This window comes from Clavibacter sp. A6099 (genome assembly GCF_021919125.1).
GTDB classification, from domain to species: domain Bacteria; phylum Actinomycetota; class Actinomycetes; order Actinomycetales; family Microbacteriaceae; genus Clavibacter; species Clavibacter seminis.
On record NZ_CP083440.1, the window covers coordinates 18,294 to 36,886 of the forward strand.

Here is an 18,593-nt window from a genome sequence, read left to right on the forward strand (position 1 = left end):
GGTTAGTTACCTTTTGATGGTATACGCACTTCAAGTCCTTCATCTACGCCATTAATGACAGACATACCTTGCGCGCTAGCGGTTACTTGTACGGGGTAGCGAGTGCCGTCAAGGGACACCACTGCAATGGATCCGTCGTTGCCTGTCACCAAGGCCGAGCTGGGAACTATTAAGCCAGTTGTTTGCTCAACAATGACGACTTTGGAGCTAAAAAGGGCTTCTCCTTCAACTGGGACCTCAGAGCAGGCATCGGCACAAATGCTGGTACCATCTTTGCCGCTGAGGTTGACAAATAGCCCTGCGTCCGACTTTGTGCGATCTGTAATGAATGCTTCCCACAGCGCTCCGGACGGGCTTGTGACCTCTACTCGTTTCCCAGTCGCCAGGAGCGACGACTGAGAGTCGGTTATCGCAATTTTGAAGTTAGGAGAGCTGGACAGTCCCGACAGCACGGGCTCTCCCCCCGCGAGGTTTGCGCCACGTTTAACTATTGCCTCGTCGAGCGAGGCGCGGAGAGGGAGGTTTGGAACAAACAGAAGGTCACCCCGTTGCACGGAGCCGTCTTGGGGCAATTGCAACGATTTCTGCCACGCTTTTACCGCCGCCGTTGTCACGGAATTGTACGTGCCTGTGTTGCCTGCCTTATACAAGCCGAGCCCTCTGAGAAATGTCTGTAGTTGAGCTACGTCGTCTCCGGTCGTACCCTCTGATAGAGGCCTGAACATGGGCACGTCGCCCTGAGCGACAACAACAGGGCGAAGGTCAACGGCATAAAGGACATCGCCTGCCTGGAGTTCTTGTCCAGCTCCGACGCGCACACTAGTAACCGTACCTGCAGCCTGGTTTGCTGCTAGCGGTTGAAGAGTCCATTCGGCGGAAGTGTTAAGTGACAGGGTTGCGCCTATGTCGCCTTGGCGGACATTGACGCTCGTATACGGGACTGGCTGTAGAGCCTGCGGAGAGGGAGCAAGGACGGTGGCTCCGGCCCAGCCCACGCCCGCCCCTAGCAGAAGTAGAACGGCTGCAGGAGCGATGATGCGGGCCCACCTTCGACGTGAGCGCGCGGATGGTGCTGCTTGGCTGGCGGACACGTAATCCTCATCGGAAGATGCTGAGTCCTTGATGACCGGTGACTCCGCACCAGGAGAGATGTGTCTCGAACCGCGCCGGGGCTTCGGTGCTCGTCGAGGTTCGGCATGCGGTGGCTGGGTGTCGGTCACCATCGCACCGTACGGTACTGCTGTCACTCGCAACACCTGGGTCGCTCGACATGGTGGCGGGGTGCGACGAAACAGGAGCGTCTGCGCGAACGACCTCGGCGGTCTCTACCGACTAGCGCTGATGGATCACGCTGAGCGCCGGCAGGTCGTCGCCAGCGACGCGCTGGCCGTGCCGTGACGGCGCGACGGCCGGGCGCGTCGGTGTCCGGTAGGACACCGAACATGCGCTGCACTACGCACGGTTGCTCTAGTCGAAGATGACCAAGCGCCTCAGAGGACCACGGCGTGATCGCCCGCTCCGCCAAGTCGGGGAAGTTCGTCACTGTCTCGTTCGCTCGGTGACACCCCATCACTACGGCGAAGCAGTGCGAGAAGTAACCTCGGGCGGCACGCCCGCCTAGCGAGGCACCTAGGACGAGGCCGGGCCCGCAGAGGCTGGGGTCCTCGTCCTTATACAGACGGGCGCCGGTCCAGCTGGGACACCCGAGCAACAGTGATTCCCGCACTCTTAGAGATCTCTGCCCACGTCGGACCGTCCTTAGTTGCCGAGGCGGCGCCGATGAGCGCGTTGCGCTCGTTGAGAGGGGCCGACATTTCGGCCTCGAGCTCCACCCGCCTACCGGTGAGCTCGTGCGACATCGGCGGTCGTGACCCTCGCCGGCGGGTTCCTGCCACCATGGATCAATCGCCGTCTGAGGCATCAACAACGAGAGGGCCGACCCGTCTACGGGTCGGCCCTCTCGTGTGTGCTGGTCGAGCTAGTTTGTCGCGGCGCGGTACTCCTCGAGCAGATCCGCGGAGATGCGTCCGCGCTCGGAGACCTTGTGGCCGTGCTCGCGCAGCCACTCGCGGGCGGCGCTGAGGTCCTGCTTCGGGCTCGAGCCGGCCGAGCGGCGGGGTGCCTTCCCGGAGGTGGCGCGGCCGACGCGGCGGCCCTTCTCGATGTAGTCATCGAGCGCGGTTCGCAGCTTGGCGGCGTTGTCGTCGCTGAGGTCGATCTCGTAGTTCACGCCATCGAGCGCGAAGGGGACGGTCTCGCCCTGGCCCTCGTCGATCTGCGTGCCGTCGATGTCGTCAACGAGCGTGGTAACTACTTTGCGGGCCATCTATTTTCCTCCCCAAGCGGATTCAGCGCCTGTTGACGCGAGTGATTCCACCATAACCCGGTGAGTCGCAATTCGCGAGAACGACGCACGCAGTTCTTCTATCATGCAGGTATGGCCGATCTCGACGTCTGGGCTGCCATGCCCAGCACCTTGCGATCCGACGATCTCCGTGACCTTCTACGTATCCGTCAAACGACGGTGAGTCTCTGGCTCTGGCAAGGGAAGATCCCCGGATACCTGATAGGGCACTCGTGGATTGCGTTCCGGTCGGAGGTGAGGGAGTGGCTGGAGTCGACGGCGGACGGACCGGTGCCGCCGCGCGAGCCGGACCCTGATCCGCTCGACGCCTACGGCGACGTCCTCACGGTCAGCGAAGTCGCCGGGCTGTTCCGGATGAGCCGTCAGACCATTACTGGCTGGCTCCGCGACGGTGTACTCGGCGGGCGGTTCGACGGGCGGCGCTGGTCCGTTGAGAAGGGTGCTGTTCTGGAGCTCCTACGCGAGGGCAGCAACCGACCGTGAGGCCGGTCACCTAGCCTGATCTGCCGCCGCGAGACCTCGGTCCGGCCTATATAGGGTCAATGAGATCCACGCGGTTGTTCTGCACGCGGTTGACGTCGCGGGACACCTCGTAGTGCTCCAGGTCATGCGCGACCTGGAGCGACTCCCGGTCGAGGAGCTTGAGCAGGTCCTCCGCCGGCAGGTGGTCGCCGAGCCAGTCGTCGTACGCGTCCGGCGTCGGGCAGGCCGGCATCCGGTCGTGGACCTCGCCCGGCGCCACGTGGGCGTCGCGGGTGATGATCGCCATCGAGAGGCGCCACTTGTCCGGGGCGTCTTCCTCCTTGGTCGGGTCCGGCCAGGCGGAGACGATGCCCGCCATCGCGATCGCGGCGTCCGGCTGGTGGATGAAGTGCGGTTGCTTGCCCGTCTCAGTGACGACCCACTCGTAGTAACCGGCCGCGGGGATGATCGCCCGGGCCGTGGCGAACGACTTGCGGAACATGGGCGACGTCGAGACGGTCTCGATGCGTGCGTTGATCGGCTGCGGCCGCTGCTTCTTGAAGTCCTTGGCCCACCCCGGCACGTAGCCCCAGTGCACGGAAGGCAGGAAGCGTTCACCTTCGCGCTCGCGCACGAGGGACACGTCGCGGGTGGGCGCGACGTTGAAGTCGTCCCGCAGCGGATCGAACGCGTCCAGCAGGTCAGGCAGGAGGTCCCCGGAGGCTCGGGTTACGACGAATCGTCCACACATGGGATCAGTCTGACCCTCGTGAGCACGTCTGCAACCATGCCGCTCTCCACAACTCCGTGCGAAGAACCACCTACCCGTAGATGGTCAACGCGGCCACATCGACGGACTCGTAATCCGCTGGTAATGGCCCCTACTGCCCGCCAAACGCTGGGGATCGCACTCCGATGTTCCCCTACGAATGGGGGAACGCGCACCACACGAACCTGTGGAAATTGTGCATAACTTGAGAAAGTTATCCACCACCTGTGGAGGACACGCCCACTAGATGTGGTGGTGGACTAGGGCCAGCGACCGCATATATAGTGGCCTCAGGCCGTGAGGTCGCCCGGACTGGGCGAGCGTCGCCGGATCGAGAAATAGCCTGGCGGTAGCACGGCGAACCGAAATGAATCAAAGGAGGTGAACATGACCAACAACAACAACGACCGACACGTCGTCCCCAGCGAGAACGGGGGATGGAACGTCCAGGCGCCTGGCGCGGGGCGAGCTTCCTCGCACCATGACAGGCAGGCGGATGCGATCAACCGGGCGCGCGAGATCATCGGCAACGCCGGCGGCGGCGAGCTCGTCACACACAATCGCGAGAGCAAGATCCGCGCGAAGGACACGATCCCGAAGGGCAACGACCCGCGCTCGAGCAAGGGCTAGGTCTCGCTGGCCGGGGGCACCTGCCCTTGGTCGCGTCCCTACGGAGGGCAACGTCGAGTTGCCAGCGCACTCACCAGTCGGGAAGCCCCGGCACCCGGTCCCTGCCACCCGCGCAGGATCGGCACCAGACAGCGAAAACCCCTCCGAAGTCGACGGAGGGGAGTTCGGTTGGCTCTCATTGCAGCGAGGCCCCCCGAGCGTACACGTAACGCGGGTAGGAAGTGAGGTAAGCAAATGCCCAAGAAGGCACCAAATCGAGTGACAAGTCCAAGCGTTGCGCGTGACGCATCAGCGGTTTTGCGCGATGGTCACTCGTCAGAGCGAACAAAGCGAGTCGCTGCTAGCGCTCTCGCGCAGGCTAAGCGTAAGTAGGCTGTAATTGGTATAGGAGCCGCGACGACTCGCGGCTCCTATTTACGGAAATCTATCCCCTAGGAGCGGGAGTCCAGTTCTGAGGCCGCGCAGGTGAAACGGGAATAGGGCGAGCGGACGGCACGACTCTCTGACCCTCCTTGAACCTCACGTTTCCCTGCGAAGGAGTCGGGCTTTGTGCTGTGCTTCTATTCGAATTCTGCTGGTCAGTCATAGAATACTCCTAACACGCTAATTTGTCAGTCCCTTGACCCAGGAGGGCCAGTGGTCCCAACAACAGTAAACGGCATCATACTCCTTCTAGTCGTGCTGTTCCCAGGCTTTTTCTACGTCCTTCGGAGGGAGCCCCACACCCCGTCTCGCAAGTTCTCTGCCTTCAGGGAGACGATGCGGGTCATCGTAGCCAGCGCCTCTGCGTACTTCGTTTCGGGCACGTTAGTGCTGGTCGGAAGCTGGTTCGTAGGCCTTTGGACCCCCTCGGCTTGGGTGGAGGTGCTAGGAGCCCTTCAGTCTCCCTACCGGTACCAGGATGCTCACCCACTCCGCTTCCTCGCCGGCGGAGTGGCTCTCGTCATCCTCGCCACCTCGCTCTGTGTGCTCTGTGGGGGGCTTCTTCCTGGGAGGACTCTGAAGTGGCTTGCGAACCACGGAACCGTAGCATCGAAGAAGCTATTCACGCACATACGGGCTTCGCGCATGCAAATGGGTTCGGCCTGGTGGTCGATGCTTGAATCCGGGCCCGATAGGACAACTGTGGTTTCAATCACTTTGCATGATGGAAATACTGTAGTTGGCGACTTGTATTCCTACAATATGGATGCCGACGATACGGCTGACCGCGATATAGTCCTTCAGGGGAAGGTGTTTCTTCTCAAGCCTAACAAGGAGCCGGAACTGCTTCCTGATCCTATTGCTATTGTTAGCGCCCGAGAAATTAAGTACATGACGCTTCAATACACAGTGGCCCCGGGGGAGCCCGAGCAGGGCACGGACCTTGTTTCGTCCGGTGACGAATCCAGGCCCGGCGAGGGCCCCGTCGTATCCCATCCGATCACGGAAGCGGACCGTACGTGACATAAGAAACGCCATAGGTGGCGCTTCACGGTGCTCGGCTTGTCCCAGTCGAGGTCCCCTCACCGGAGCAGTCGCCGGACCACCTTCCTGAGACCCATGGAGCCGAGGACGGTGCCCGGCGTCGCGGTGGTCCGGTAGGGGATCCTCTATCGGACAAGTTGAGCGCATGCGGTGGGTGCGCACCTGGACGACCAATTTTGAGCGCTGAGGCTCTAGAGAACCGTTGGGTCTTCGCCGTCGGCGTCTTGGTGAGGGTCGATTCCGGCAGCGATGATTACGGTGTCGAACCACTTGAGGGCCTCGGCGATGGGGTCGTCGAGCGAGTAGCCGGCGACACGCGCATCATAGGCCGCCTCCGCCACGTGGTCCTGCCTGCGCCCGTCCGCGGGGATGTCTGAGCGCTGCATCCACCTATTGCTCGGGCTGAGGTAGAAGGGCGGACCGAACCCGGTCGGTCCGAAAAAGTCGCGCTTCGGCCCCCCATGGCCGGTGACGACGATGCGGTGCGCATGTTGATGTCGGAGCCATCGCAGGCCGACGACTGTCTCACCGTCTGCGTTTGCTGCGCGCGCTGTCCGATAGCGCTGGTCGTGTAGCGAGTTCAGCGCCTCATCGAGTGCAACTGCCCACCACACGGCCTCGACGGCGGCGGCCCAGTGGTCGAATGCGACCGAGCCTGCGTTCCGGGCACGGTGTTGTGCGCCTGCCAGCCCACGGCGGCACCACAGCACGCCGCGAAGCGTCTCGGGGTCGGGAGACATCTGCCAGCCGTCATCCCAGGATGGTTGAGCGTCCCACTCCTCTGGTCGGAGAAGGTGATGCGTCTCGTCGCTCACTGGGACTCGCGCTGACTCGCCGGTGCGCGGGCGCTCAGCTGTCCGCCGAGAGGGTGCGCATGTACAGGATGAGCGATCCGTCGCGACCGGTCTCGAGAAGGCCGGCCCGTGTGAGCACCCGCTGGGACGGCATGTTGGACACCTCTGTGTCTGCGGCCGCGATCTTCGCTCCGTGCTCTGCTGCGAAGGTCAGAGCGAGTTGCACAGCTTCGGTCGCCAGCCCCTGGTTTCGGGCGCTGGGGACGAGGCCGTAGCCGAACTCGATCCGTCCCTCTTCGCCGGGCGGTCCGAAGAAGCCGAAGCCTCCTACTGCGCGGCCGTCGGATGAGCGCCTGATGACGTACATGGTGAAGATCGGGTCGGGATCCGTCGACTGCGCCAGTCCGCGCAGGGGGTCGAGCTCGTCAGTGAGTGGGTACTCCGCGTCCCAGTTGTCTCCCGGCTCCTCGGCGCGGTCGACGATGCGTCGGGCTAGCTCCGGCGTGATCCGGTCGAGCGTGACGCGTGCTCCGGAAAGTCCCATGCTGCGAGCTTGGCAGAACGCCGTCGGCGCAGCTACTAGGAGCGTCCGGTGGCCGATCGGCTATCGAGACAACTGACGTGATGAAAGTGGCGGCCAGCCGCTCGATCCCAAGCGGGAGTTACTCTCACCAGTGGAAGCCGCGGTACGTACTTCGTACGTTGAAGCGACGGCCGTCCTTTCGGCGTTGCATGAAGCCGGCGATCGCGTCGATGTCGTTCGGCTTCATACCCAGTTCACGGCATCTTGCGCGCAGCTGTTCGACCGTGACGCCTTGCCATCGAGTGGGTCGGTTCATCATGTCGGCCTTGAGCTTGTCTTCTTCGTTCCACTTCAGGCCGCTCGAGTAGCCGGCCGACCAGCCCGCGACGCTCTGCAAGATGGCGTCGACATCGTCGGGAAGGTCGACTGGCTCGACCGTAGGTGTCGATCCGGAGAGAACGGTCTGGTTCGGTTGAAGTAGATCGGGCGATGCCTCGATGACCCAGTCGGCCGTGGAGGGTTCACCCCATTCGATGACGACCAACGCCGCAGCGTCGGCGTCCCACAGATCGTTCAGGTGCTGACGGTCGGGCCACGCATGAACGACTCGGCGGCCGGCCAGTGTGCCCACCGAGAGGCCGCGCCAGGTGAGGTGCGTCGTTCCGGGGGTGGTGACCGCGCGCTTCAACCACCCAGCAGGAACATCCCGGCGCGGTGTGACGATGACCAGCGGTGCTCGGCCCTGGGCAGCGATCCAAGCCAGCGCTCTGGTGGTTTGCGCATCGCGTGAGTCGCCGTCTCCCAGCCTCGACAACGCGACCGGGTATTCGTAGGCATCAGACACGTTGCACCTCAACTCTCGTGTCAGCAGGGTACGAAGAGCCTCCGACACACTTACCCTCCCTTGCCGCTGCTTGTGCTTTTACTCGCTGTGAGTCGGTCCACGATGTGACGGGCTGCCTCCGCCCGCGCGGGGCGGCCGGAGGCGAAGCAGATTGCGACCAGCCCGAAGAGAGCTATGACGACCGTCTGTCGAGAGAGCAAGAGGACGATGAAAATGATCGTCCCCGGGGCGTAGGGCATGGCTGCCGTGAGCATCGACCAGAAGTTCATTTTCGCCTCCAGAACCAGACGCTGACCCCTGCGTGTCGGCGCCGATCAGGTCAGCGTTGCGAACTCATCTGGTGGTGCTGGCGCGAGGACGACCTGTTGATGTCGAGGGGCAGGCAGGGAACGCAGGTTCCATGCTTGGCCTGCGACGGGAGGTCCTGGCCTTCCGCTCTCGGCTAGTGAGCTCGAAGCGGTACCGAGGGGGTCCGGTTCCTGCATGGCAGGCTCCGTAATCGGCGTAGAACTCCGGGGGCGTCATGGCGCTCATAAACCCGGATGGCAAACGCACGGCGTTCACCGGTGTCCGTGGCGGACGTGCCCGTGAGGGCGACTGGCTTCTGCGTCCCGTGTCGGTTCGCTTGGCCACCCCCAGTGTACCTGCGTTCGCTGTGATCGGCCTAGTTCGGGAAGCGTGCGTGCGCCATGTTCGCGAGCCGGTATCCAGTTGGTCGGCATGACGCGTGCACGCAACGGATCCCCTGCCGGACACCTCAATCCGTAGGCTGATGCCGTGCTGCACCTGCTTGTTGACACCTCGACGTACCTTGACCTTGCCAAGCGCCGAGACGGGCAGCGGTGGATCGTTGCGCTGCGGGTACTGATCCATCAAGGAAAAGTGAAGCTCTTGGTCCCGCGAGTAGTCATTGAGGAGTACGACCGCAACGAAGCTCGCGTGCAGACCGCGATGACGTCGAGCATCGCGTCACGGTTCAAGGAGATTCGCCACGATCTCGTGACCTACGGCAGCGACGACGATGCTCACGCCATCGAGGTCATCGAGGACCTCAGTCGACACCTCCCACTCGTCGGCGCGATGACGACCAGGAACTTCGAGGAGCTGCGGGAACTCCTCATGGCCGGCCAGATCGTTGAGCCTTCGAGGGTCGAGATGAGCCGCGTCGTCGGGCGCGGATTGGAGAAGGCCGCGCCCTTCCACAGCGGGAAGAACAGCGTCGCGGACGCCGTCATCCTCGAGCTCTACCGGACGGCGACGCAGGCAGCGGACCTCGCGCTGCACCCGCACGCGTTCGTCACCACCAACCACACCGACTTCTCTCAGGCGAATGGTGATCGGCGAGAGCCGCACAACGACATTGCCGATGCGTTCGACGAAGAAGGTAGCCGCTACGCACTCGGGGTAGACGGCCTCGACTCGGTCCTGCGCGACCACTTCGGTCAAGAGTTGGATGAGCTCCTTAAGGAGACCGACTTCCAAGAAGAGCCCCGCCGCCTGGACGAGATCGTCGCCGCCGAGACAGAGATGTTCGACCGCATCTGGTACCACCGGTCGTTGCAGCACGACTACCGGGCCGAACGGGATGGCGACGCGGCGGAGCTCCAACGCCACCAAGCCATCGCCGGCCCCGCCCGCGCGCGCGCCGAGGCCGCCTACACGGAGCCCGGGCAACTCGGTCCTTACACGGACTTCGAACTCGGCATGCTCAACGGCAAGCTCAGCGCCCTGCGCTGGGTACTCGGCAGCGAGTGGGACTTCCTGGACACCTGACCCACAGCACACGGACCGATGCCTCGCGATATGACTCTGAGGAGGTCAGTTCGCGTGGTGATGGTGCGTCCGTTGCGGACGCTGTCATGATGAGGAAATGGGATTCCTTGCTCGTGTGTTCGGCCGTTCCAGTGGGCGATCTGGAGTCGACGATGGCGTGGAAGGCCTGGCGAAGCTGAGCGGAACAACGACGACCTGCCGGGCCGCCATCACTGCGCTCGCGGAGCGGCACGGCGTGGCGGACGGTGGGTATCTCGAGCTACCGGCGTCGCTCCAGCGTGAGCCGAACAACCCTGTCGACCGCAACGCGGTGGCCGTCATGGTCGAGGGGGAGCGCGTGGGGTACCTCCCCGGATTCTCGACGCCGGCTGCCCAACTCTCAACGGTCGGTTCACGGCCCGCCCGCGTGCAGATCTTCACGGAGGTACTCCCGAAGGGTCTTCGCGCCGAGGCATGGGTGTGGATCGGCACCCGCAGCCCTCAGTGGGACTGGTCGGAGTCGAAGCGCCCGCCCATGTCGTCGAAAGCGAAGGCTGAGGCCGAGCATGCTGAACGGCGGAACTCGATCCGCGAGGGACTGAATGGTGGCGATGAGCGCGCTGGCGAGCTCCGGGCGGGCATGGTCAACGGCGTGCACTTCCTCGAACTCGTTGAACCGATCAAGCAGTTGAAGCGCGAAGGCCGCCTCGAGGAGGCGCTGGTGCTCTGCTACGCCGCGATCGAAGGCGCCGAGGGCGGGCGCGCCGGCCGGGAGCCGGCACCGGCATACACGGAGCACGCCGCAATCATCCTTCGCAAGCTCGGACGCAAGGACGAGGAAGTTCTGGTCCTGAAGCGATGGCTTGCGCTCTGCCCGCCGGAGCACCGCTACGGTACCCGGATCGGGCAACGACTCGCCAAGCTGGGCTGAGTCAGGACCACGCCAGGGGAGGGCGAGCCGGACGCTTTCTGCGGCCGCTCGGACGCGACCTGAGAGCCCAAACCGGACATAAGGATTATTATCGGCTTCCATGTGATCGAGACGTGGGTAGGTTGAGTCATGGTTGAGAAGCGACAAGACGTAGTGCACATGCTGTTCGCGCAGCAAGGCGAGATGTGGGAACTCACTCACACGACCTCAGACGGCCAGACGCACGCCGGGGAGCCATTTGCTGCGTCCGGTAAGGACGGCTTCACCCAACTGGAGCAAGTTCTGTTCCGCATCGGGGAGATGGGCTACAAGCCGAAGGTCACCCCGTACGACAAGGTCCACGAGCGCCGCTACAGCTTGGACGTCGTGCCTGTCTGAGCCCTTGAGGGGACAATGAGGGCAGGGATGGAGGCGGTCGTGGCGTTCAAGGGTGAGGTGCTGTCGGTGATGGAGATGATCCGTCTTGCCGACGAAGCACCGGCCGACTCGGCGAGCTCCGCCGGAGTCCTGCACACGGCCGCCGGCAACGCCCGCGACGCGGCCGAGCTCGTCGCCGACGGCGAGCTTCCGACGGCCGGATGGCGGTTCGGCGTCCTGCAGACCCTCGACGACTACACATCGACGTGCCGCCGCGGCGGCACGGAGCTCGGCGCCGCCGTGTTCACGGATCCGCCGGCGCCGACCGCTTCGATCGAACTCGACGCGGCTTTCGCTGCGCTGGCCGAGTACCTTGCCGAGCGGGACGGGTGGACTCCCCCGGCATGGACCTCCGACACGTGGCGCTCGGTCGCTCCGGCGGAGTGGTGGGCGTCGACGCCGAGCATTTACCGGGACATTGCCCTCGTTGAGAGCCCGCGACCGTTCCGTGACCGTGGAATCTGGATTACCCTCAGTGGCCTTGCGCGGGCATGACCCCGGGCGTCATCACCAGGTCGAACGCTCCAGTCATTTTCGGTGCCCTACAACTGGCGCCGCGCCGCGGCGTTGCATGAGATCACCGGCGCTCTTAAATATTACCGGGTTTCGGGACGGCCAGCTCCGAGGAAATATGACGTAGCTCGTCGCAGACCCGATGGTCGACCGATTAAACGCCTCCGGCACGAGCCTGCGCACTCGATCGCCCCGAGACAGGAGTAGTCCCGTCGTGGGTGACAATGCGACTGTCACTCGCTCCGCGGTCTGCAGGCCAACGCCACTCCCATATTGGCGTTCGTCTGTCCTGCTCGTTCTCGCAAGCCTCGAAGGGCAAACGAGCATGTCGCCCAGGACAAGTGAGGGCTCCGGGAATGTGACAAGGTTCCATGTGAAAGCGTCAAAAACCCCACGATACTGAGCCCACCGGGCTTCGACCTCTCGGCGTATCTCGGGTATGAACTTCGCATCCAAGTCTGCCGTAAATGTCACAGCCTGTGCGAGCAGGGCGCGCCGAAGGCCCTCCATGCCCGGAATGCCTTTAATTCTCTGGAATTCAGGATCTACTGCTCTACTGACCTGCTCCATCATGGCTGGGTGCCGCTGGTGATGCAAAATAAGCAGCCTTTCGAGCACCTCGCGCTCTGGGCCCTCAAGAGGACTACAGTCGCCGGCGATCATCCGTTGTACGAGAGGCGCTGCCCTGTTCTCTACGTGCTTACTCTGGGCATCTTCGTAGGCGTTGGGATCAGTCTCCAGCGGGTCTGCCCGATGGCTGTCCTTAAGCCACCCGACGCTCGAGCTGCTCCCAATATGGGCAGGAGAACCGTTGAGGGGCACCACCGTAAATTGATGGTCTTCCTCGAAGTGTCTCAGGAGGAACGCGGAAAGGTAATGGTGGTTGCGCTTGCGTTGTGCGTTCACAAGGAAGAGAGGCGCCAGGTCATCGCATGCCTAGGCGACGGCGGCCACCTTCGCCTCTCCTATGTCATCGACGAGGCTCTCGAGCGTGCGAGTCGCGAGGATCTTCTCGCCGCGGCGCTTGTACTCCTTATTGACGAGCTCGCGTAGCTCCAGCGCGCGGCCCAGGCGCTTCGCCTCCGCCTCGGCCTGCCAAGGGGCAGGCGTGTTCTGCAGTAGGGCGACCTCGGCAGCCTTCGCGTGCATGTAGTGAGTGCGGTGGTCCTCTAGCGGGCCGGTCAGCGATGCGGCACAGGCTCCGATGCGGCACCGTCCGATGCGTGTACGAAGGTCGCTGTGGCCCAGCAGTACCTCGGCCCGTGTCTTGGACAGCGTCATCGCCAGTGCGGGGATGTAGACGCCCTCCCAATCCCCGCCACCGATCTTCTTGCCGTTCTCGTCGAGCTTGGGTTCGAGAGCCTGGCGAGAGTAATCGGCAGCGAGATTCATCTTTTCGCGCATGCCGATACCCACAGAAAAGGCATCCACGTGCCCAAGTGCGTAGCCAACCTGGCCGATGTTGCCGGAGTGGCCCAGCGTCACCCGGAGTCCATTCGTTGTGAAGGCGTCCGCTGCGGCAAACGCAAATCGAACCTTAACGAGGCTGTCCTTCTCGCCTCCGAGAGGAGAAATGCGAAGGTCAATGTCCTCGAAACCGGCGTGCATGTACTCGGATGCCAGCTCCTCCACGAGCTCGATCGGCGTCCGACTCCGAAGGGTCACGATCGGCCGTACGGGCTCATCTGACTGCGCCTGTGCGGCCTCTGCCAGGGTGAAGTTCAGGTGGAGAGCGCGCTTGTCGATGCCGAAGAAGTAGGCCGGCGTCATGGCGGTCACGAGCCCCACTTGAGTCGCGAGAACCCGTTCAGTCAGCTCCGCGCGTGCGCTGGGGTTGGCTGCCAGCTGCTTGAGGTCGTACCCCTCCGGGCGGTAGCCGGGAAGCTGCTCCAGGTGCAGTCCCGGATGCTCGAGGCGATCGGTGCGCGGATCCCGCAGCACGGCGAGCCCTTCAGCGGCTGCGAAGTCCGCCAGTTCTTCCTGATGAGAGCCAGCTTTTGCGTCCAGGATGACGGCACTCACGCCGTCGTGATCGCGGGCCAGGAAGTCCTGCATCTTGTGGTGGTCAGCGTGACCCACCAGGAACTCGATACCCATGTGCAAACCTCCAGTCGAACCGCCTCAGGTGTGACAGACTACATGACAGACCAGGCGACACACCTACGTCGGAAGAGTGGACATCATGAGCGCAGTATCAGCGACAGCCCTAGCGAGCAAGGTGGTCGGCATCTACGACCGCCTTGGGCTTACTCAGGAGGAGATCGGCGGCATCGTCGACGCATCGGCTCGATCCGTCAGCCGATGGGTCACGGGGCAGGTCGTGCCCCAGAGGCTCAACAAGGCTCGGCTCCTCGAGCTGGCCTACGTGGCGGACGCGGTCGCAGAGGTTCTTCCAGCCAGCCAGGCCAACGTGTGGATGTTCTCACCCAGTCGATTACTTGATCACGACACCCCCGCAGAACGTATACACAAAGGTCAATACCGAGATGTACTTGACTTGATCGAGGCTATTGCGGATGGGGCGTTTGTGTGAGCGATCAACTCGACGAAGATCTAGTAGAACGGCTCAATGAATTAACGCCACGCATCGTGAGTGGAACGTACTACCGTTATTCAAGCGCGCGACGAGAGCCCCTATCTGGTGCAGGTGCAAGGGCGTTCGGGGGTAGGTGGAACCCCCGTGGCCTGTTCCCGGCCATCTACTTGGCCGAACCCAAGGAATCGTGCGCGGGAGAGGCTCGGCGAGCCGCAGAGGCCCTCGGTACAAGTGCTGAGGTGATGCTGGAGGCGCCCTTTATGCTCCACACGATTGAAGTGAACGAAGTTAGTGTCCTTAATTTGACGACTGACGAAGCGTTGGAACACGTTGGGTTGAGCCGCGAAGATATTGCAGACAATGATCACACCGCTTGTCGGGCGGTTGGGCACGCAGCATGGTTTCTCGGCTTTCAAGGGGTACTCGCGCCGTCGGCATCTGAGGTCGGATTCGTGCTCGCGGCGTTTGAGGGGCGTCTAGACATGCGTCACCTTCGAGTTGATCAGTCCGAGCCCTTCACCCCGGCTCTCTACAGCACGCTGGCGCCAGCGCTCTGGTAGTGCGGGGTTGCGGCAGCTCGCCGCGTTGTAACTGCGTGTCCTTGGGGTCGTAGTTCCCAGGCGCGTATCGCTTGAAGCACGTACAATTGCAGGAGAGCAGGGGGGCTCCCATGAGCACCAAGATCACGCAGCGCAGTGAACCGACGGCCGACGTCGAGCAGGGCATGGCGCTGGTCGAGAAGGCACAGCAGTTCGCCGGTCACTTCCCGAACGCCGAGGCACTCGGCCGCGCCCGGAGCGTCCTCGAGGGGACGATGACCGAGGACGAGGCTCGCGCGGAGATCGCAGCGAAGTACGGGTTTCCCCTCCGCCAGCGCTGAGCGCCGGCGTCGCCCTGACGACCACATGAGCGTCGACGACAAGTACACCTACCCCGGCAGCGGCGGCGTCCTCGTCAACGCAGCGGGCATCCGCAGCCACGCGCAGCTCGACGAGGCCATGAACGACGTCGCGTCGATCGTGCTCGCGAAGATCTACACCGAGCCCGCCCCAGAGCGCCTGGACCTCGAGTACCTCCGCGGCATCCACGTGCGCATGTTCGGGGATCTCCTTCCAGGGATCGCCGGCCGGATCCGCGACGTCGACGTCCAGGCGACGGGGACCGGGATCCCGTACTGCCGGCCCGACTTCATCGAAGCCAACCTCGACACGCTGTTCCGCAAGCTCGAGCGCGAGGACTACCTCACCGGCCTCAACGCCGACACCTTCACCGAGTGGCTGGCCGACCGCTGGGGCGAGCTCTCCGCGATCCACCCCTGGCGCGACGGCAACACCCGCAGCCAGTCGATGTACGTGGCCGCGCTCGCGCAGCGGGCCGGCCACCCGATCGACTGGGCGAGCGTCGACGTCGACGCGCGAGAGCGGGCCTGGTCTCGGCGGTGAGTGGCCGCACCCTTGCGGTCATGCCGTGACGACTCTTACCAGGACGAAGTCGTCGGATTCCACTGCCCCTCAGTTACCGACCCGTCGAGCACGGGATCAAGCAGCGCGCGGACCAGAGCCACCGCGTCCTCGAGCTGTGAGCGGGAGGGCGCAAGCGGAGTCCGGGCGGCCATGGCCCGAAATGCGACACCCCACTCGGGAGGCACGGTGAAGCGTGGGGTCGGTTCGAGCCCGCGGAGGCGGAACTCCTGTGCGATGGCCATGCGGAGCTCGGCGGCGTCGACCGCCTGGAACATCGCGATCATGGCCAGGTCGACCAGGTCCTTCTCGCGCGACGACGGCAGCCCGCTGGGACCGTAGGGCTGCAGTGTCGCGCACAGCTTGTCGCTGATCTGGTCGACCAGCGGGTAGAGGAAGTAGTCGTGGGTGCGGAAGTTGAGCCGCGTGAGCCGGTTCGCGGGGACGTGGCGCTCGGGTTGGGCCGTCGGCATGTGTCCGACGGCGAGGTCGATGTCGACCTTGCCGCGGGATGCGACACCCAGATATGCGTCGAACGTGACTCGGCAACCGCCCGTGTAGGGCTGATTGTCTCCGGTGAGCAGATCTGTCTGTGACCGGTAGGCGAAGCGGAAGTGATCTCCCAGGTCGACAGAGACGCGCGCGATCAGCTCCTCGACGGCAGCAGCGACATCGCCTTCGGAAGCTGCCAGATCTATGTCGCGCGTCGCCCGACTCTGCGGCATGCGAGCCAGCATGCCCAGGCCGCCCTTAAGGACAAAGGCCGGCTTGTCATCCGCGAACACACGACAGAGGAACCGGTCGAACGTCGTCTGCGTGACGAGGTCATGAGCGGATGTCGACCCGCTACGGGCCGCACTTCGAGCGGCGGAGTTGATCGCGGCGCCCGCGGCCGCGCCGCTGACGTAGTCCGGCTGCTCAGGCATCGCTATCCCTCTTGGTGCGCTTGTGGGGCTTTGTGGATTTGGGTTCCCCTAGCAGCGACGTGATGGGAACCAGGGCGTCGCCTAGGGGGGAAACCGTGACGTGTTGAGAGGCGGGAAGAACCGGCGTCATGGACTTGCGGACGTGTTCAAGGAGCCCGTCTGTGATGTAGCTGGTCGACGGGAGGAGTGACGTTAGGACGGACTCGCGGACGGCTGCGGCGAGAAGGGAGTGCCCCATCGCGTCGCCCAGGCTCCCTGCGATGTCCGGCAGAAGGCCCGTCATCTCCGCGCGATGCTCTGCCAGAGAGGCCAGGATCCCCTCGCCGATCCGCTGACCGAGGTCCGCCAGCACGGCAGTGTCCTGCCGAAGCACCCGCTCGAGCTGCGACGCTGCATCCACTCCCCCGAGCTCGAGCAGCTTCTGAACGAGCGCGGCGCCGTCGTGGGGGGGCTCTCCGGTGCGCCCCGCATCGGCGTCCAGGAGCTCGACGAGTCGATCGGTGTCGACGGCGTCCGCACGCACCGCGCCGGCGAGGACGTCCGCCACGAGGCTGAGGTCGTGGTGGTCGCGCACTAGGTCGGCGATGGTGCGCTCGATTGTCGTCGTCGGCAGGCCGGACACGACCGTCACGTCGCGCGGGGGCACGCTCCGCTGGCGGTAGCGCACATCGGTCCGCTGAGATTGGCGACGCTTGGAGGTGATGAGCTCGTACGGCTCCGGCTGCAGGTCGCCGTAGCCGTGGAGGTGGGCCGCGGTGCTGCCGCTGACCACGACATCAGGGGTGGCAGCCCGGAGGCGCTCCTCGGCGGTCCGCTTCGGCTCGGCGCTGATCCACGCGGCTCGGATGTCGTCCCACTCCCCTGGGGTGCTGCCAGCGTCGCGATACACGCCGTGGACCAGCCGCTCGAGCAGGCCGCGCTGGGTGAGCCGAGACAGCTGCATGCGCGAGACCCCGGCCGACTCAGCCTGCGCGGTCGTGACCATCCCCCACTGACTTGCCGTCAGCTGCGCCAGCCTGGGGAGCGCGTCGAGGGACTTCATGTGAGGATTGTAACTCTCGAGCAGATACATTCCAAGCGTCCGCGGCACCGTGGCCGTGGAGTTTAAGTCATCGGACCGTCGAGCAGCCGGTCGTCTAGCGCATCGGGCTGCCGCGCCCGCGCTTCGCGCGGTCTTGCCCTTCTGGGGATGCTGCGTGCGTCGTGCGGGTGCACGAGCCTCCGGCCGGTCGCGGACCTCGCGCGGTGGGGATGGGCGATGCTGACCCCACCCGTTGCGACAGGAGGGGAGGCTGCATGCGGATCTCCGAGCACGAGCGCTTCTGGCGGTATGTCGTCAAAGGTCCGGATCCGGAGGACTGCTGGCTGTGGACCGGTGCCGTGTCGGACGACGGGTACGGCCGCTTCTGGATTTCCATGGGCGGCGGAGGCCAGCGCGCGGTGCGGCCGACACGGTACGCGTACCAAGAGATGACCGGTGAGACGCTGCCCGAATCGACGCTGCTGCTGCACGGCTGTGACGTCCCGTTGTGTGTCCACGTGGATCCTGATCCGCTGCGGTCCCACATCACGCCCGGCACGCACCGGGAGAACATGCTCGACAGGTCGAGCAAGGGGCGGCACGTCAACCGGTGGACCGTCGCGCGGTACCGAGGGCTCCCTCGTGCTGAGCGCGCGCGGCGATCACGACAGCTGCGCGATGTCGTTCGCGACCATGGGTGGGACCCGGATCGCATCCGCGATGCCCTCAACGGCATCGGTCTGGACCAGCCGCCTCTCTGGTGATCGTCCGGAACCTAACGCCCACTACGTCGCGGAGCACCGGCATGCCCGCTCAACCCGTCTACTCGTCAGCCGCGGTCTTGGGCACATCTCGCACGGCGATCCCCAGCCGGGTGGCGACTTCGCTCCGCGCGATGCCTTGATCGAGCATGCGGCCCGTGATGCCCGCAGCATCTCGGCGGACCTTCGTGATGGCGTCATCGGCCCGAGCTCGAATCTCCACGATCTGGCGAGCCGCCTCCGCTTCAATGTCCTCCAGCGTGGCCACGGCGACGAAGTAGTCGACGGCGAGCTCCTCGAGCGCGTTCTCGCGACGACGGAACTCGGCTGCTCGTTCCGTGGCGCGCTCTCGTGCCACCCGTCGTGCGGTGGACTGCCTACCGGCCTTCCGGACCTCGGTCATCGTGCGTTCCTCTCTCTCC

At 64.3% G+C, this 18,593-nt stretch carries 23 protein-coding genes; 12 read left to right on the forward strand and 11 right to left on the reverse strand.

Annotated features, from left to right (window positions below; genetic code table 11):
* Nucleotides 1–2: 2 nt before the first annotated feature.
* Entirely contained in the window at nt 3–1,223 is a 1,221-nt protein-coding gene (locus KYT88_RS16005; RefSeq protein ID WP_081840996.1) for a peptidoglycan-binding domain-containing protein, read from the reverse strand.
* A 755-nt stretch (nt 1,224–1,978) separates the two neighbouring features.
* Nucleotides 1,979–2,326, reverse strand: a complete 348-nt coding sequence (locus tag KYT88_RS15675) for a histone-like nucleoid-structuring protein Lsr2 (RefSeq protein WP_043588243.1) — start codon at nt 2,324–2,326, stop codon at nt 1,979–1,981.
* 111 nt (nt 2,327–2,437) lie between these two features.
* Between KYT88_RS15675 and KYT88_RS15680 the strand changes: the two genes are divergently transcribed.
* Nucleotides 2,438–2,848: a helix-turn-helix domain-containing protein gene (locus KYT88_RS15680; RefSeq protein ID WP_237583857.1), complete on the forward strand. Its 411-nt coding sequence runs from the start codon at nt 2,438–2,440 to the stop codon at nt 2,846–2,848.
* Nucleotides 2,849–2,894: 46 nt separating this feature from the next.
* Here the strand turns inward: KYT88_RS15680 and KYT88_RS15685 are convergent, their stop codons facing one another.
* Nucleotides 2,895–3,578 (reverse strand): SOS response-associated peptidase, encoded by a 684-nt coding sequence (locus KYT88_RS15685; RefSeq protein ID WP_043588145.1) that lies wholly within the window; start codon nt 3,576–3,578, stop codon nt 2,895–2,897.
* A gap of 405 nt (nt 3,579–3,983) precedes the next feature.
* Here KYT88_RS15685 and KYT88_RS15690 point away from each other — a divergent pair, with 405 nt between their 5' ends.
* Both KYT88_RS15690 and KYT88_RS15695 read left to right on the forward strand, forming a co-directional pair.
* A complete protein-coding gene (locus KYT88_RS15690; RefSeq protein ID WP_043588148.1) occupies nt 3,984–4,226 on the forward strand; it encodes a DUF2188 domain-containing protein in 243 nt (80 codons plus the stop codon).
* 636 nt (nt 4,227–4,862) lie between these two features.
* On the forward strand, nt 4,863–5,672 hold the full coding sequence (locus KYT88_RS15695; RefSeq protein WP_147362290.1) for a DUF6338 family protein: 810 nt from the start codon (nt 4,863–4,865) through the stop codon (nt 5,670–5,672).
* A 212-nt stretch (nt 5,673–5,884) separates the two neighbouring features.
* Here the strand turns inward: KYT88_RS15695 and KYT88_RS15700 are convergent, their stop codons facing one another.
* From KYT88_RS15700 to KYT88_RS15710, 3 genes are all read right to left on the reverse strand, one after another.
* Nucleotides 5,885–6,508, reverse strand: a complete 624-nt coding sequence (locus KYT88_RS15700) for a hypothetical protein (protein ID WP_147362291.1) — start codon at nt 6,506–6,508, stop codon at nt 5,885–5,887.
* Nucleotides 6,509–6,542: 34 nt separating this feature from the next.
* Nucleotides 6,543–7,031, reverse strand: a complete 489-nt coding sequence (locus KYT88_RS15705) for a GNAT family N-acetyltransferase (protein ID WP_043588154.1) — start codon at nt 7,029–7,031, stop codon at nt 6,543–6,545.
* A gap of 124 nt (nt 7,032–7,155) precedes the next feature.
* Nucleotides 7,156–7,854 (reverse strand): hypothetical protein, encoded by a 699-nt coding sequence (locus KYT88_RS15710; protein ID WP_043588156.1) that lies wholly within the window; start codon nt 7,852–7,854, stop codon nt 7,156–7,158.
* Between the two features lie 777 nt (nt 7,855–8,631).
* Between KYT88_RS15710 and KYT88_RS15715 the strand changes: the two genes are divergently transcribed.
* The 4 genes from KYT88_RS15715 (at nt 8,632) to KYT88_RS15730 (ending at nt 11,449) form a co-directional block, all read left to right on the forward strand.
* Nucleotides 8,632–9,627 carry a PIN domain-containing protein gene (locus tag KYT88_RS15715; RefSeq protein ID WP_043588160.1) on the forward strand — a complete coding sequence of 332 codons (996 nt, stop codon included), beginning with the start codon at nt 8,632–8,634 and terminating at the stop codon, nt 9,625–9,627.
* Between the two features lie 97 nt (nt 9,628–9,724).
* The gene (locus tag KYT88_RS15720; RefSeq protein WP_147362292.1) at nt 9,725–10,537 is read left to right on the forward strand and encodes an HIRAN domain-containing protein; all 813 of its coding nucleotides are present in this window, start codon (nt 9,725–9,727) and stop codon (nt 10,535–10,537) included.
* Nucleotides 10,538–10,666: 129 nt separating this feature from the next.
* Complete coding sequence (locus KYT88_RS15725; RefSeq protein WP_043588162.1) at nt 10,667–10,915, forward strand: hypothetical protein; 249 nt, start codon at nt 10,667–10,669, stop codon at nt 10,913–10,915.
* 27 nt (nt 10,916–10,942) lie between these two features.
* Nucleotides 10,943–11,449 carry a hypothetical protein gene (locus KYT88_RS15730; RefSeq protein ID WP_237583858.1) on the forward strand — a complete coding sequence of 169 codons (507 nt, stop codon included), beginning with the start codon at nt 10,943–10,945 and terminating at the stop codon, nt 11,447–11,449.
* Between the two features lie 33 nt (nt 11,450–11,482).
* Here KYT88_RS15730 and KYT88_RS16010 read toward each other — a convergent pair whose 3' ends face one another.
* Nucleotides 11,483–12,373, reverse strand: coding sequence for a DUF4238 domain-containing protein (locus tag KYT88_RS16010; RefSeq protein ID WP_162178078.1), 891 nt, complete (start codon nt 12,371–12,373; stop codon nt 11,483–11,485).
* A gap of 30 nt (nt 12,374–12,403) precedes the next feature.
* Nucleotides 12,404–13,564 carry a hypothetical protein gene (locus KYT88_RS15735; RefSeq protein ID WP_043588164.1) on the reverse strand — a complete coding sequence of 387 codons (1,161 nt, stop codon included), beginning with the start codon at nt 13,562–13,564 and terminating at the stop codon, nt 12,404–12,406.
* A gap of 85 nt (nt 13,565–13,649) precedes the next feature.
* Here KYT88_RS15735 and KYT88_RS15740 point away from each other — a divergent pair, with 85 nt between their 5' ends.
* The 4 genes from KYT88_RS15740 (at nt 13,650) to KYT88_RS15755 (ending at nt 15,445) form a co-directional block, all read left to right on the forward strand.
* The gene (locus KYT88_RS15740; RefSeq protein WP_043588246.1) at nt 13,650–14,000 is read left to right on the forward strand and encodes a helix-turn-helix domain-containing protein; all 351 of its coding nucleotides are present in this window, start codon (nt 13,650–13,652) and stop codon (nt 13,998–14,000) included.
* The gene (locus KYT88_RS15745; RefSeq protein WP_081840987.1) at nt 13,997–14,563 is read left to right on the forward strand and encodes an RES family NAD+ phosphorylase; all 567 of its coding nucleotides are present in this window, start codon (nt 13,997–13,999) and stop codon (nt 14,561–14,563) included. The genes KYT88_RS15740 and KYT88_RS15745 overlap by 4 nt, the downstream gene beginning before the upstream one ends.
* Nucleotides 14,564–14,673: 110 nt before the next feature.
* Entirely contained in the window at nt 14,674–14,883 is a 210-nt protein-coding gene (locus tag KYT88_RS15750; protein ID WP_043588166.1) for a hypothetical protein, read from the forward strand.
* Between the two features lie 25 nt (nt 14,884–14,908).
* Complete coding sequence (locus KYT88_RS15755; RefSeq protein ID WP_051629425.1) at nt 14,909–15,445, forward strand: Fic/DOC family protein; 537 nt, start codon at nt 14,909–14,911, stop codon at nt 15,443–15,445.
* Nucleotides 15,446–15,480: 35 nt separating this feature from the next.
* On the opposite strand, the gene KYT88_RS15760 is transcribed toward KYT88_RS15755, so the two are convergent.
* Both KYT88_RS15760 and KYT88_RS15765 read right to left on the reverse strand, forming a co-directional pair.
* Nucleotides 15,481–16,389, reverse strand: coding sequence for a nucleotidyl transferase AbiEii/AbiGii toxin family protein (locus KYT88_RS15760; protein ID WP_051629426.1), 909 nt, complete (start codon nt 16,387–16,389; stop codon nt 15,481–15,483).
* A complete protein-coding gene (locus KYT88_RS15765; RefSeq protein ID WP_081840997.1) occupies nt 16,382–17,431 on the reverse strand; it encodes a type IV toxin-antitoxin system AbiEi family antitoxin domain-containing protein in 1,050 nt (349 codons plus the stop codon). The genes KYT88_RS15760 and KYT88_RS15765 overlap by 8 nt, the downstream gene beginning before the upstream one ends.
* A 254-nt stretch (nt 17,432–17,685) precedes the next feature.
* Here KYT88_RS15765 and KYT88_RS15770 point away from each other — a divergent pair, with 254 nt between their 5' ends.
* Nucleotides 17,686–18,174, forward strand: a complete 489-nt coding sequence (locus KYT88_RS15770) for a hypothetical protein (RefSeq protein WP_051629428.1) — start codon at nt 17,686–17,688, stop codon at nt 18,172–18,174.
* A gap of 58 nt (nt 18,175–18,232) precedes the next feature.
* Here the strand turns inward: KYT88_RS15770 and KYT88_RS15775 are convergent, their stop codons facing one another.
* A complete protein-coding gene (locus tag KYT88_RS15775; protein ID WP_043588170.1) occupies nt 18,233–18,574 on the reverse strand; it encodes a hypothetical protein in 342 nt (113 codons plus the stop codon).
* Nucleotides 18,575–18,593 lie beyond the last annotated feature (19 nt).

Bases quoted from the DNA above. Each gene is read 5' to 3' on its own strand.
- KYT88_RS15760 (WP_051629426.1), bottom strand. From the start codon at position 16,389: ATGCCTGAGCAGCCGGACTACGTCAGCGGCGCGGCCGCGGGCGCCGCG.
- KYT88_RS15750 (WP_043588166.1), top strand. From the start codon at position 14,674: ATGAGCACCAAGATCACGCAGCGCAGTGAACCGACGGCCGACGTCGAG.
- KYT88_RS15765 (WP_081840997.1), bottom strand. From the start codon at position 17,431: ATGAAGTCCCTCGACGCGCTCCCCAGGCTGGCGCAGCTGACGGCAAGT.
- KYT88_RS15770 (WP_051629428.1), top strand. From the start codon at position 17,686: ATGCGGATCTCCGAGCACGAGCGCTTCTGGCGGTATGTCGTCAAAGGT.
- KYT88_RS16005 (WP_081840996.1), bottom strand. From the start codon at position 1,223: ATGGTGACCGACACCCAGCCACCGCATGCCGAACCTCGACGAGCACCG.
- KYT88_RS15725 (WP_043588162.1), top strand. From the start codon at position 10,667: ATGGTTGAGAAGCGACAAGACGTAGTGCACATGCTGTTCGCGCAGCAA.
- KYT88_RS15735 (WP_043588164.1), bottom strand. From the start codon at position 13,564: ATGGGTATCGAGTTCCTGGTGGGTCACGCTGACCACCACAAGATGCAG.
- KYT88_RS15675 (WP_043588243.1), bottom strand. From the start codon at position 2,326: ATGGCCCGCAAAGTAGTTACCACGCTCGTTGACGACATCGACGGCACG.
- KYT88_RS15740 (WP_043588246.1), top strand. From the start codon at position 13,650: ATGAGCGCAGTATCAGCGACAGCCCTAGCGAGCAAGGTGGTCGGCATC.
- KYT88_RS15705 (WP_043588154.1), bottom strand. From the start codon at position 7,031: ATGGGACTTTCCGGAGCACGCGTCACGCTCGACCGGATCACGCCGGAG.
- KYT88_RS15755 (WP_051629425.1), top strand. From the start codon at position 14,909: ATGAGCGTCGACGACAAGTACACCTACCCCGGCAGCGGCGGCGTCCTC.
- KYT88_RS15730 (WP_237583858.1), top strand. From the start codon at position 10,943: ATGGAGGCGGTCGTGGCGTTCAAGGGTGAGGTGCTGTCGGTGATGGAG.
- KYT88_RS15720 (WP_147362292.1), top strand. From the start codon at position 9,725: ATGGGATTCCTTGCTCGTGTGTTCGGCCGTTCCAGTGGGCGATCTGGA.
- KYT88_RS15690 (WP_043588148.1), top strand. From the start codon at position 3,984: ATGACCAACAACAACAACGACCGACACGTCGTCCCCAGCGAGAACGGG.
- KYT88_RS15680 (WP_237583857.1), top strand. From the start codon at position 2,438: ATGGCCGATCTCGACGTCTGGGCTGCCATGCCCAGCACCTTGCGATCC.
- KYT88_RS15775 (WP_043588170.1), bottom strand. From the start codon at position 18,574: ATGACCGAGGTCCGGAAGGCCGGTAGGCAGTCCACCGCACGACGGGTG.
- KYT88_RS15685 (WP_043588145.1), bottom strand. From the start codon at position 3,578: ATGTGTGGACGATTCGTCGTAACCCGAGCCTCCGGGGACCTCCTGCCT.